This window comes from Burkholderia cepacia, from assembly GCF_029962485.1.
Taxonomy (GTDB): domain Bacteria; phylum Pseudomonadota; class Gammaproteobacteria; order Burkholderiales; family Burkholderiaceae; genus Burkholderia.
The window spans coordinates 607300-619308 of sequence record NZ_CP073637.1; the positions used below are offsets into that span (position 1 = coordinate 607300).

Genomic DNA, 12009 nt, shown 5'->3' on the forward strand with positions numbered 1-12009 from the left:
TCGGGAAATCGGTCAGCCGACGACGGAGCGCCACAGGGCGATCACGAGCAGCGTCATGAACGCGGCGACCAGGTCGTCGACCATGATGCCGGGCCCGCCTTTCAGGCGGCGGTCGAAATAGCGGATCGGCGGCGGCTTGAGCATGTCGAAGAAGCGGAATGCGACGAACGCCCACAGCTGGCCGATGAAGGTCGCGGGCGTGACGAACAGCATCACGAGCCAGATCGCGACGATCTCGTCCCAGACCACGGCGCCCGGATCGGACGTGCCCATCTTCTTCGCGGTGAAACCGGTGATCCACGTGCCCGCCACGAAGCCGACGGCGATCAGCGCCCACCATTCGGGCACCGTCAGGTAGCGGTTGAGCAGGACGAAACTGAGCCAGCCGAACAGCGAGCCGAACGTGCCGGGCATGATCGGCGCGAGCCCGCTGCCGAAGCCGAGCGACACGATGTGCGCCGGGTGCGACAGCATGAGGCGCGCGGTCGCGCGCTGCGGCGCATCGGGTGCGGCGCCGGTCTCGGCCGCGGCGTGCGCGGGCGTCGGGTCAGTCTGCATGGAAGTGGTCGAAGCCGTGCAACGTGAGAGCGAGGGGCGCGCCGGCGGCGTCGTGCCACGTGATCGCGGGTTGCGCCGACGGCGCGGACAACGCGCGTATTGTACCGATTCGCGTGACCGGCACGCCGGCCGTCGCGCCGGCCGCTTCGACCGCCGCGCGGGCCGCGGCCGGCGCGGTGAAGCACAGTTCGTAGTCGTCGCCGCCCGCCAGCGTGCAGCGGCGCTGCACGTCGGGCGACAGCGTCGCGAGCGCGGCCGAGCGCGGCACCGCGTCGGCGTCGATCTCGGCGCGCACGTTCGAGCGCGTCAGGATGTGCTGCAGGTCGCCGGCGAGACCGTCGGAAAGGTCGAGCGCCGCGTGCGCGACGCCGGCAAGCGCCAGGCCGAGCGCGATGCGCGGTTCGGGCCGCTCGAGCGCGCGCCGGAACGCGTCCGCTTCGTCCGCGCCGGCCGCCCATTCGCCGCGCGCGACGCCGAGGCCCGCGCGTGCATCGCCGAGCGTGCCGGACACCCACACGTCGTCGCCGTCGCGCGCGGCGTCGCGCCGCAGCGCCGCGTCGGGCGCGACTTCGCCGAATACGGTCACGCACAGGTTCAGCGGGCCGCTGGTCGTGTCGCCGCCGATCAGCTCGCAGCCGTAGCGCTCGGCGAGCGCGAACAGCCCGTTGCTGAAGGCCTCGAGCCACGCCGCGTCGGCGCGCGGCAGCGCGCACGCGAGCGTGAATGCGCGCGGCTCGGCGCCCATCGCCGCGAGGTCGGACAGGTTGACCGCGAGCGTCTTGTGGCCGAGCGCGTCGGGCGCGACGTCGGGGAAGAAGTGGCGGCCCTCCACCAGCATGTCCGTCGAAATGGCCAGCAATTTCCCGGATCGGGGCGTGATCAGCGCGCAATCGTCGCCGATGCCGAGCGTCGACGCGCGGGCGCCCTGCGCGGCGCGGCGCGTGAAGAAGCGTTCGATCAGCGAAAACTCGGAAAGGGCGGCTGGCACGGCGGGTAATCCGAAACGATTGAAGGAACGGCATTGTACGAGGCAAGCGGCTGCGTTCCTGCGCCGTTCTGCCCATTTTTGTCGCGGCTGTTGCACCCGAATCGCCGGTCTGGCGGCAGATGATTGGCGCTACAATGCCGTCGAACAGTTATTCTAATCCGCCCGCCACGAGACACATGTCTACTCAAGCCTCCTCCAAAGCCAAGCTCCGCGAAGCCGCGCTCGACTATCACGAATTCCCGACCCCCGGGAAAATCGCGATCGCCCCGACCAAGCAGATGATCAACCAGCGCGACCTCGCGCTCGCGTATTCGCCCGGTGTGGCGTACGCGTGCGAGGAGATCGTCGAGAATCCGCTCAACGCGGCGCGCTTCACCGCGCGCAGCAACCTGGTCGGCGTCGTCACGAACGGCACGGCGGTGCTCGGTCTCGGCAACATCGGCCCGCTCGCGTCGAAGCCGGTGATGGAAGGCAAGGCCGTACTGTTCAAGAAGTTCGCGGGCATCGACGTGTTCGACATCGAGCTGAACGAGTCGGACCCGCACAAGCTCGTCGATGTGATCGCCGCGCTGGAGCCGACCTTCGGCGGGATCAACCTGGAAGACATCAAGGCGCCCGACTGCTTCATCGTCGAGCGCGAGTGCCGCAAGCGGATGAAGATCCCGGTGTTCCACGACGACCAGCACGGCACCGCGATCGTCGTGGCCGCGGCCGTCACGAACGGCCTGAAGGTCGTCAACAAGGACATCAAGAAGGTCAAGCTCGTCGCCTCCGGCGCGGGCGCGGCCGCGCTCGCGTGTCTCGACCTGCTGGTCGACATCGGCCTGCCGCTCGAGAACATCACGGTGACCGACCTGGCCGGCGTGGTCTACAAGGGCCGCACCGAGCTGATGGATCCGGACAAGGAGCGTTTCGCACGCGAAACCGACGCCCGGACGCTGGCCGAAGTGATCGACGGCGCGGACATCTTCCTCGGCCTGTCGGCTGCCGGCGTGCTGAAGCCGGAGATGGTGAAGGGCATGGCCGAGCGCCCGCTGATCCTCGCGCTCGCGAACCCGACGCCGGAAATCCTGCCGGAAGCGGCGCTCGAAGTGCGCCCCGACGCGATTCTCGCGACCGGCCGCACCGATTACCCGAACCAGGTCAACAACGTCCTGTGCTTCCCGTTCATCTTCCGCGGCGCGCTCGACGTTGGCGCGACGACGATCACGCGTGAAATGGAGATCGCGGCCGTCAACGCGATCGCCGAGCTCGCGCAGCACGAGCAGAGCGACATCGTCGCGACCGCATACGGCATCCAGGATCTGTCGTTCGGGCCCGAATACCTGATCCCGAAGCCGTTCGATCCGCGCCTGATCGTGAAGATCGCGCCGGCCGTCGCACAGGCGGCGATGGACGGTGGCGTCGCGACGCGCCCGATCGAGGACATGGAGGCGTACCGCGTCCACCTGCAGCAGTTCGTGTATCACAGCGGCACGACGATGAAGCCGATCTTCCAGATCGCGCGCGCCGCGCAGGAAGAGAAGAAGCGTGTTGTGTTCGCGGAAGGCGAAGAAGAGCGCGTGTTGCGTGCCGTTCAGATCATCGTCGACGAGAAACTGGCCAAGCCGATCCTGATCGGCCGCCCGTCGGTGATCGAGCACCGTATCCAGCGCTACGGCCTGCGCCTGAATCCGGGCGTCGACTTCACGGTCGTCAACACCGAGCACGACGAGCGCTACCGCGATTTCTGGCAGACGTATTACAAGCTGATGGCGCGCAAGGGCATCAGCGAGCAGCTCGCGCGCGTCGAAATGCGCCGCCGCACGACGCTGATCGGCGCGATGCTGGTGAAGAAGGGCGAAGCGGACGGGATGATCTGCGGCACGATCAGCACCACGCACCGTCACCTGCACTTCATCGACCAGGTGATCGGCAAGCGCCCGGGCTGCAGCGTGTACGCGGCGATGAACGGCCTCGTGCTGCCGGGCCGCCAGATTTTCCTCGTCGATACGCACGTGAACGTCGATCCGACCCCGGAGCAACTGGCCGAGATCACGATCATGGCGGCGGAAGAAGTGCGCCGTTTCGGCATCGAGCCGAAGGTCGCGCTGCTGTCGCACTCGAATTTCGGCACGAGCAATGCGCCTTCGGCGAAGAAGATGCGCGATACGCTCGCGATCCTGCAGGAACGCGCGCCGGAGCTGAAGGTCGACGGCGAGATGCACGGCGACGTCGCGCTCGACGCGGCGCTGCGCAAGGAAATCCTGCCGGAATCGACGCTGGAAGGCGAAGCGAACCTGCTGATCCTGCCGAACATCGACGCCGCCAACATCGCGTACAACCTGCTGAAGACGGCCGCCGGCAACAACATCGCGATCGGGCCGATCCTGCTGGGCGCCGCGCAGCCGGTGCACGTGCTGACCGAATCGGCGACCGTTCGCCGCATCGTCAACATGGCGGCGCTGCTGGTGGCCGACGTGAACGCCTCGCGCTGAGCCCAAACGAACGCGCCAGGCCGGTCGAACCGGCGTGGCGCGTCGGGAAAATTGTAAACAAAAGCAAAAAGAGGCGTGCCCGCAATGGGCACGCCGCGGGCAGGGCGCAAACGCGCTTCCCTCAAGGCAACAGCAGCATCTCTCCACTCCTGATAGCGAGCGAGGCAAGGAGGCAGGTCTTGCCATAAGAGAGATGCCGCCTTTATTTTATCCTATGTAAGATAAATGTAGTGTGATTTCGGTAAAAAATGCACAATTCCGGGTATCACGACGCTTTCGATTCCCAAACGGACATTGATTCGCGCGGCCAATAACGCTACGCTAACGCCTTTGTTGGTCGTCAACTACTTGATTTAACAGCGGGAACCCTGGTTCATGGCACGCAAGTGGCTCCGCAACGGCGCGCTCGCGTCCGTCTTCGCGATGTTCGCGATGGGTATCGTCGGCACGCCGACGGGCAGTCTGGTTTCCGCCGCTTACGCACGGGAGGCCGTTCCGGCCGACGTGGCCGCCAGCGGGCTCGATACGATTCCGACTGCCAGTCTTCCGCGCGAGGCCGTGACCACGCTGGGCCTGATCGGCGCGGGCGGCCCCTATCCGTACGAGAAAGACGGCGTCGTATTCGGCAACCGCGAGCGGATCCTGCCGAAGGCGAAGCGCGGCTACTACCATGAGTACACGGTGCCGACGCCGCGTGCCCGCAATCGTGGGGCGCGCCGGATCGTCTGTGGCGGGCCCTTGCGCCGGATCGACAACTGTTATTACACGGGCGACCACTACAACAGTTTTAAACGTATTGTTGAATGACTTCGGGACGAATGGCATGAGCGACTCCATCTACGCGCACGATACGGCGGCGGCGGAACTGTTCGCAGCCGGCGACGGCAATCTGTTTCAGCGCGTGATTCAACTGCACGCGGCGGCACAGGCTGGCGGCACGCCGGAGCAACAGGAAGCCGAGCCCGGGCTTTCATCGAACGAGGAGCCTATGAGCCTTTTCACGACCGTGCGACCCAATCTCGTGCAGTCGATCCGCGCGTTCCGCGTGCAGGATCTCGCCGACGAAGCCACCCGGCTCGGCCAGCACTTCCTGTTCGCGTATTGCGGCGCCGCGCAGTCGAAGCAGGAAGTGATGGAAACGATCGCGACGTCGTTCCTGTTTCCGAAGCATTTCGGGAAGAACTACGACGCGCTGTACGACTGCCTGACCGACCTCGTCGCGAAGGCCGGCGCGCAGCCCGGTTTCGTGATCGTCCTCGAAGGGCTGCCGATCGCGCAGAAATTCGACAAGGAAGGGCGCGAGACGCTGCTCGACGTGTTCCGCGAGGCGGCCGAGTTCTGGGCCGAGCGCAAGGTCGCGTTCCGCGTGTTCTACTCGTTCGCGTAAGCACGCATCGGCCAGCGGCCGATCCGGCAAGAAGCCCGCCTCGAGCGGGCTTTTTTGCGTCTGCGCGACGCGTCCGGGCCGGTGCGCCCGTCGCTTGCCGACATCGGCCTTTCATCTGGCGCCATTTTTCGAGACAATCGCGGTCGGCCCGGCTGCGGCAGCCGCCGCATCGGGTGCGTACAACAAACATCGAGAGAGGGCTGTCTTCCCATGAATATTTCCCGTTCCGCACGCGCCGTCGTGCTGCCCCTGCTGGTCGCGGCCGGCGCCGTGCATGCCGCACCGCTGACACCCGAGCAGACCGTCGACCTTTACATCGGCGCACTCGTCAACGGCGACGTGTCGAAAGCCCGCGAATTCAACGACGCGGTTCGCGCGAGCTACAGCGGCAAGGACGCGCTCGACATCGAGCGGCTGTCGACGATGGGCGAGTCGATGCGCAAGGACATGGCCGACGGGATACTTGAGCCGATGCCGCCGAAGGCGAGTGCCGCGTTGCGTCCGTCGGTCGAGAGCATGGCCGCCGCTTATCAGCGCGCGCTCAATCGCTCGGCATGCAAGACGACCGGGTCGTCGCAGCGACCGAACCCGTACGTCGAGGGCGCGACGATCGCGACGGTCGAATTTGCTTGCCGCGTGGCCGATGCGGGGCCGGGCGCGAAGGCACTGGAGGTGAGGCTGGGGCCGAATCGGCGTGCGAAGAGCGAGGCGGCGCGCATTGCGTCGTTCAAGACGATCTTCTCGGGCATCGCGCAGGTGCTGGACGATGCACCGGTGACGCACCCGGTGACGGGCAAGATCGACATTTACAGCCTCGAGGAAGGCGGCTGGACGACCGGTAGCCCGGGAGACGTGCTCACGCCGGTGGTCGAGGCGTTGTCCGATTCGATGCCGCACGGCGCGTCGAGCGACAAGTAACGTGCGATAAACCGCGGCGTCAGCGTCGCGTGCGAGCGGGGAAGGGCCGTGCCGCGTCGCGGCGGCACACCCTGCTCGTTACCACCCGCCCCAACGCGCGGCCAACGCCGCGAGCACGGCCGCACCGGCCGTCTCGGTGCGCAGTACGCGCGGCCCGAGCGACAACGCGGTGAATCCGCGAGCGCGCGCCGCGTTTTCCTCGTCGGGCGACAGCCCGCCTTCGGGGCCGATCAGCAGCGTCACGGTGGCCGCGGGCGGCGCGTCGGGCAGCGATGCAAACGGGATGCTTGCACGCGGCGACAGCAGCAGCCGCAGCTCGCCGTCGGCCGGCGTGGCAGGCAGCGTGTCGAGCCACGCGTGGAAGCCGGCGACGGGCGCAACCTCGGGTACACGGTTGCGTCCGCACTGTTCGCACGACGCACGCACGACGCCGCGCCAGTGTGCGACGCGCTTGTCCGCGCGTTCGCCGGACAGCTTCACGACGCCGCGCGCCGTCGACAGCGGCACGACCGCCGCGACGCCGAGCTCGACGGCTTTCTCGATCACCCAGTCCATCTTGTCGCCGCCGGCGATGCCTTGCGCGAGCGTCACGCGGTAGGGCGGTTCGGCTTCGGCCGGTTCGAACGTGTCGATCTGTGCGATCGCGCTGCGCTTGTCGATCTCGACCAGCCGCGCGCGGTACTGGCCGCCGCTGCCGTCGAACAGCGCGAGCACGTCGCCGGGCTGCAGGCGCAGCACCTGTGCGTGGCGTGCGACGTCGGCCGGCAATGCGAGCGTGGCGTCGGCGCGCAATGCGGCGTCGACGAAAAAGCGCGGCACGGCCGCGGTGGTGGTGGCTTCGTTCATGCGTGTTGCGGTGTCGGTCATGCGTGGAGACGGTGTCCAAGCGCCCATCGGTAGCCGTCGAGATCCTCGATCTGCGCGAAGCGGTCGCCCCAGAACTGGTCCTGCGGCGCACTCAGCGATTTCGCGCCCGCGTCGAGCGCGCGCTGCCAGGTGGCGTCGACGTCGTCGACATACAGATAGAACGATTGCGGTGCGGTCGTGTTCGCGCTTTTCGGCGTGAGCGCGGTCGAGCCGAACGCGCCTTCGGGTGCGAACATCACGATCAGCTGGCCGCGATAGGTCATCTCGACGTGCATGATCGCGCCGTCCTCGTCGTGCACGTCGCGCAGTTCGAAGCCGAAGGCGGTCTTGAAGAAATCGATGGCCGCGCGTGCGTTGCGCACGGCCAGGTAGGGTGTCAACCAAGGCACGTTGGCCGGACGTGGATCGGTCATGAAAATCTCCTGTGGGACCAGGTGGGCGCGGCATCCGGGTCGCTCCGGTTCCGTGCTTCGCACGGCGAACCATGCAGGACCTCGACGGAAAAACGGAACGATGCGGCCGACCGGACGTTCAGCGGCGAACGCCCAGTGTATCGCGCAGCGCGCACGGCAGGGCAAAGAGGGACGCATGCAGCCGCGCATCGTAGTAGCGCAGGCCGTGGACGCGGCGGGCCGCGAGCCGTTCGTCGATGTCGTGCGCGAACAGCGCGGCCGCGTCGAGCGTGTCGCTCGCGATCACCATCAGCCACTGCGAGCCGTACAGCGGCACGTGCGCGGACAACGGATCGACGACCGCGAAGCTCGCGCGCAGGTCGTCGAGCAGCGCGGTGATGCGCGACGCGTGGAACACCGGCGAACCGAGATGCATCGAGATCGCGCCGCACGGCGTGAGAATGCGCTTGAGCCGCGCGTAGAACGCACGCGTATAGAGGCCGGCCGCCGGCGAATCGGGCGGCGTGAGGTCGAACACGACGAGGTCGAAATGCTCGACGGTCGACTCGACGAAGTGCGCGGCGTCGCCGATCACGACCTCGACACGCGGGTCGTCGAGCGCGCCCTGGTGCACGTCGTCGAGATAGCGGCGCGCCATCCCGACCACTTCGTCGTCGAGCTCGGCGATCACGATCCGCTCGATGCACGCGTGCTTGAGCAACTGGCGTGCCGCGCCGCCGTCGCCGCCGCCGAGCACGAGCGCCTTCCTCGGCGACGGGTGCGCGAGCGCGGCCGGGTGCGTCATGCACTCGTGATAGACGTATTCGTCCCCGACCGACGTCATCGGCCGGCCGTCCAGCGTGAACAGGCGGCCAAGCTGCGGTGTTTCCCAGACTTCGATCTGCTGGTGCGGGGACGCGACGTGCGCGAGCCGCCGGGCATTCGGGAAGCCGTAGGTGGCGTGGGGCGTAGGGTGAAAGAGAAGCGTGGTGCTCACGGGCGGGCCTTTGGGGCAGGCAGTTCCGACGTCTGAATTATAGGAGGCGGGCGGTTTGACGGAAAACCGTGCCGGAACACTACGCGCCGACAAGGGAAATGTCAGCCCATCTGTTAAAATGACGAGCTTTGCAGCCCCGTCCGTAGGCTCCGTCCGCTTCGCGTCCGTCAGGCGCCGCACCGCGCGCCGGGAACGATTGACGCTCGAGCTTCCGGATGCCGCCGTGCCCCCGTTTCCTCGACTCGTTCTCCGGACTCGACATGACGACTTCGTCTCCCGCCTCCACCACCCTGATGGCCAACGCGATCCGTGCGCTCGCGATGGACGCCGTCCAGCAAGCGAACTCCGGCCACCCCGGCATGCCGATGGGCATGGCCGAAATCGGCGTCGCGCTCTGGTCGCGCCATCTGAAGCACAACCCGACGAACCCGCACTGGGCCGACCGTGACCGCTTCGTGCTGTCGAACGGCCATGGCTCGATGCTGCTGTATTCGCTGCTGCACCTGACCGGCTACGACCTGCCGATCGAAGAGCTGAAGAACTTCCGCCAGCTGCACTCGAAGACGCCGGGCCACCCGGAATACGGCATCACGCCGGGTGTCGAGACGACCACCGGCCCGCTCGGCCAGGGCCTCGCGAACGCGGTCGGCATGGCGCTCGGTGAAGCGCTGATGGCCGACGAGTTCAACCGTGACGGCGCGAAGATCGTCGATCACCACACGTACGTGTTCCTCGGCGACGGTTGCCTGATGGAAGGCATCTCGCACGAAGCCTGCTCGCTCGCGGGCACGCTGAAGCTGAACAAGCTGATCGCGCTGTACGACGACAACGGCATCTCGATCGACGGCGACGTCGTGAACTGGTTCCACGACGATACCCCGAAGCGTTTCGAAGCCTACGGCTGGAACGTGATCCCGAACGTGAACGGCCATGACGTCGACGCGGTCGATGCGGCCATCGCGAAGGCGAAGCTGTCGGACAAGCCGACGATGATCTGCTGCAAGACGGTGATCGGCCAGGGCGCGGCCACCAAGGCGGGCGGCCACGACGTGCACGGCGCGGCGCTCGGCGCGGAAGAAATCGCGAAGACGCGCGAAGCGCTCGGCTGGAAGTGGGAGCCGTTCGTGATTCCGCAGGAAGTCTACGCGGCATGGGACGCGAAGGAAGCCGGCAAGCGCGCTGAAACCGAATGGGACGCGACGTTCGCTGCCTATCGCGCCAAGTTCCCGGCAGAAGCCGCCGAATTCGAGCGCCGGATGGCGAACAAGCTGCCGGCCGACTGGGCGCAGAAGGCTGCGGCGATCATCGCCGGCGCGAACGAGCGCGGCGAGACGGTGGCGACCCGCAAGGCGTCGCAGCAGGCGATCGAAGGCCTGGCTGCCGCGCTGCCCGAACTGCTCGGCGGCTCGGCCGACCTGACCGGCTCGAACCTGACCAACTGGAAGGCGTCGAAGGCCGTTCGCGCGAATCCGGAAGGCCCGGGCGTCGTGCTGGGCAACCACATCAACTACGGCGTGCGCGAATTCGGCATGAGCGCCGCGATCAATGGCCTCGCGCTGCACGGCGGCCACAAGCCGTTCGGCGGCACGTTCCTGACGTTCTCCGACTACAGCCGCAACGCGCTGCGCGTGGCCGCGCTGATGAAGGTGCCGTCGATCTTCGTGTTCACGCACGATTCGATCGGCCTCGGCGAAGACGGCCCGACGCACCAGTCCATCGAGCACGTGTCGAGCCTGCGCCTGATCCCGAACCACGACGTGTGGCGCCCGGCCGACACGGTCGAGACGGCCGTCGCGTGGACCCACGCGATCGCAGCCGACCGTCCGTCGAGCCTGATCTTCAGCCGCCAGAACCTCGCATTCAATCCGCGTACCGACTCGCAGATCGCGAACATCGAGAAGGGCGGTTACGTGCTGAAGGACTGGGACGAAGAGATCGTCGCGCGCAAGATCATCCTGATCGCGACGGGCTCGGAAGTCGAACTCGCGATGAAGGCCGTCGAGCCGCTCGCGCAGCAGGGCATCGCGGCCCGCGTCGTGTCGATGCCGTCGACCAACGTGTTCGACCGCCAGGACGCCGAATACCGCGAACGCGTGCTGCCGCACGGCGTGCGCCGCGTCGCGATCGAAGCGGGTGTGACGGCCTTCTGGCACAAGTACGTCGGCCTCGAAGGCGGCGTCGTCGGGATCGACACGTTCGGTGAATCGGCGCCGGCCGGCGTGCTGTTCAAGTACTTTGGTTTCACCGTCGAGCACGTCGTCGAGACCGCCAAGGCCGTGCTGGCCTAAAGACATACGCGACGCGCGCCACCCCTCGCGCGCGTCGCACCGTGAAGCTGCACGAAACGAATTTTTTCAGCCATCAGGAGATAGACCATGACGATTCGCGTCGCAATCAACGGCTACGGCCGTATCGGCCGCAACACGCTGCGCGCGTTTTATGAAAACGGCAAGAAGCACGATCTCGAGATCGTCGCGATCAACGACCTGGGCGATGCGAAGACCAACGCGCACCTGACCCAGTACGACACCGCGCACGGCAAGTTCCCGGGCGAAGTGTCGGTCGACGGCGACTACCTCGTCGTGAACGGCGACAAGATCCGCGTGCTGGCGAACCGCAACCCGGCAGAACTGCCGTGGGGCGAGCTGGGCGTCGACGTCGTGATGGAATGCACGGGCTTCTTCACGACGAAGGAAAAGGCGAGCGCGCACCTGAAGGGCGGCGCGAAGAAGGTGATCATCTCGGCGCCGGGCGGCAAGGACGTCGACGCGACGATCGTCTACGGCGTGAACCACAACGTGCTGAAGGCCGAGCACACGGTCATCTCGAACGCATCGTGCACGACGAACTGCCTCGCGCCGCTCGTCAAGCCGCTGAACGACAAGATCGGCCTCGAAACCGGCCTGATGACGACGATCCACGCGTACACGAACGACCAGGTGCTGACGGACGTCTATCACGAAGACCTGCGCCGCGCGCGTTCGGCCACGCACAGCCAGATCCCGACGAAGACGGGCGCTGCTTCCGCCGTCGGCCTCGTGCTGCCGGAACTGAACGGCAAGCTCGACGGTTACGCGATCCGCGTCCCGACGATCAACGTGTCGATCGTCGACCTGTCGTTCATCGCCAAGCGCGACACGACGGTCGAGGAAGTCAACGCGATCATGAAGGAAGCATCGGAAGGCGCGCTGAAGGGCATCCTCGGCTACAACGAAGCACCGCTGGTGTCGATCGACTTCAACCACAACCCGGCTTCGTCGACGTTCGACGCAACGCTGACCAAGGTGTCGGGCCGCCTCGTGAAGGTGTCGAGCTGGTACGACAACGAGTGGGGTTTCTCGAACCGCATGCTGGATACGGCTGTCGCATTCGCGAACGCGAAGTAATCCCGCACGTTGCGCGGCCGCCGCGAGGCGGCTTGCGCA

At 66.7% G+C, this 12009-nt stretch carries 11 protein-coding genes; 6 read left to right on the forward strand and 5 right to left on the reverse strand.

Features of this window, described 5'->3' with window-relative positions; translation table 11 throughout:
- Nucleotides 1-12: 12 nt before the first annotated feature.
- A complete protein-coding gene (locus KEC55_RS02825; protein WP_282506657.1) occupies nucleotides 13-558 on the reverse strand; it encodes a phosphatidylglycerophosphatase A family protein in 546 nt (181 codons plus the stop codon).
- Complete coding sequence (thiL, locus tag KEC55_RS02830) at nucleotides 548-1546, reverse strand: thiamine-phosphate kinase (RefSeq protein ID WP_282506658.1); 999 nt, start codon at nucleotides 1544-1546, stop codon at nucleotides 548-550. Before thiL ends, KEC55_RS02825 begins: the two co-directional genes overlap by 11 nt.
- A gap of 134 nt (nucleotides 1547-1680) precedes the next feature.
- Between thiL and KEC55_RS02835 the strand changes: the two genes are divergently transcribed.
- The 4 genes from KEC55_RS02835 (at nucleotide 1681) to KEC55_RS02850 (ending at nucleotide 6328) form a co-directional block, all read left to right on the forward strand.
- Entirely contained in the window at nucleotides 1681-4023 is a 2343-nt protein-coding gene (locus tag KEC55_RS02835) for an NADP-dependent malic enzyme (RefSeq protein ID WP_282506659.1), read from the forward strand.
- A 375-nt stretch (nucleotides 4024-4398) separates the two neighbouring features.
- Nucleotides 4399-4830, forward strand: a complete 432-nt coding sequence (locus KEC55_RS02840; RefSeq protein WP_006476946.1) for a ribonuclease domain-containing protein — start codon at nucleotides 4399-4401, stop codon at nucleotides 4828-4830.
- Nucleotides 4831-4846: 16 nt separating this feature from the next.
- A complete protein-coding gene (locus KEC55_RS02845; protein ID WP_175846490.1) occupies nucleotides 4847-5410 on the forward strand; it encodes a barstar family protein in 564 nt (187 codons plus the stop codon).
- A gap of 210 nt (nucleotides 5411-5620) precedes the next feature.
- Entirely contained in the window at nucleotides 5621-6328 is a 708-nt protein-coding gene (locus KEC55_RS02850; RefSeq protein WP_282506660.1) for a hypothetical protein, read from the forward strand.
- A 78-nt stretch (nucleotides 6329-6406) separates the two neighbouring features.
- Here KEC55_RS02850 and KEC55_RS02855 read toward each other — a convergent pair whose 3' ends face one another.
- From KEC55_RS02855 to speE, 3 genes are all read right to left on the reverse strand, one after another.
- Entirely contained in the window at nucleotides 6407-7174 is a 768-nt protein-coding gene (locus KEC55_RS02855) for a 16S rRNA (uracil(1498)-N(3))-methyltransferase (protein WP_282506661.1), read from the reverse strand.
- Nucleotides 7175-7191: 17 nt separating this feature from the next.
- On the reverse strand, nucleotides 7192-7608 hold the full coding sequence (locus KEC55_RS02860; protein ID WP_129513689.1) for a VOC family protein: 417 nt from the start codon (nucleotides 7606-7608) through the stop codon (nucleotides 7192-7194).
- 118 nt (nucleotides 7609-7726) lie between these two features.
- Complete coding sequence (gene speE, locus KEC55_RS02865; RefSeq protein ID WP_282506662.1) at nucleotides 7727-8584, reverse strand: polyamine aminopropyltransferase; 858 nt, start codon at nucleotides 8582-8584, stop codon at nucleotides 7727-7729.
- Nucleotides 8585-8799: 215 nt separating this feature from the next.
- Between speE and tkt the strand changes: the two genes are divergently transcribed.
- Both tkt and gap read left to right on the forward strand, forming a co-directional pair.
- Nucleotides 8800-10872: a transketolase gene (tkt, locus tag KEC55_RS02870; protein ID WP_282506663.1), complete on the forward strand. Its 2073-nt coding sequence runs from the start codon at nucleotides 8800-8802 to the stop codon at nucleotides 10870-10872.
- An 87-nt stretch (nucleotides 10873-10959) separates the two neighbouring features.
- On the forward strand, nucleotides 10960-11970 hold the full coding sequence (gap, locus tag KEC55_RS02875; protein ID WP_166964849.1) for a type I glyceraldehyde-3-phosphate dehydrogenase: 1011 nt from the start codon (nucleotides 10960-10962) through the stop codon (nucleotides 11968-11970).
- Nucleotides 11971-12009: the final 39 nt, after the last annotated feature.

Excerpts from the sequence above, each read along its gene's own strand:
- KEC55_RS02850 (WP_282506660.1), top strand. The coding sequence starts at position 5,621 with ATGAATATTTCCCGTTCCGCACGCGCCGTCGTGCTGCCCCTGCTGGTC.
- KEC55_RS02835 (WP_282506659.1), top strand. The coding sequence starts at position 1,681 with ATGCCGTCGAACAGTTATTCTAATCCGCCCGCCACGAGACACATGTCT.
- gap (WP_166964849.1), top strand. The coding sequence starts at position 10,960 with ATGACGATTCGCGTCGCAATCAACGGCTACGGCCGTATCGGCCGCAAC.
- KEC55_RS02860 (WP_129513689.1), bottom strand. The coding sequence starts at position 7,608 with ATGACCGATCCACGTCCGGCCAACGTGCCTTGGTTGACACCCTACCTG.
- KEC55_RS02825 (WP_282506657.1), bottom strand. The coding sequence starts at position 558 with ATGCAGACTGACCCGACGCCCGCGCACGCCGCGGCCGAGACCGGCGCC.
- tkt (WP_282506663.1), top strand. The coding sequence starts at position 8,800 with ATGCCGCCGTGCCCCCGTTTCCTCGACTCGTTCTCCGGACTCGACATG.
- KEC55_RS02840 (WP_006476946.1), top strand. The coding sequence starts at position 4,399 with ATGGCACGCAAGTGGCTCCGCAACGGCGCGCTCGCGTCCGTCTTCGCG.
- KEC55_RS02845 (WP_175846490.1), top strand. The coding sequence starts at position 4,847 with ATGAGCGACTCCATCTACGCGCACGATACGGCGGCGGCGGAACTGTTC.
- KEC55_RS02855 (WP_282506661.1), bottom strand. The coding sequence starts at position 7,174 with ATGAACGAAGCCACCACCACCGCGGCCGTGCCGCGCTTTTTCGTCGAC.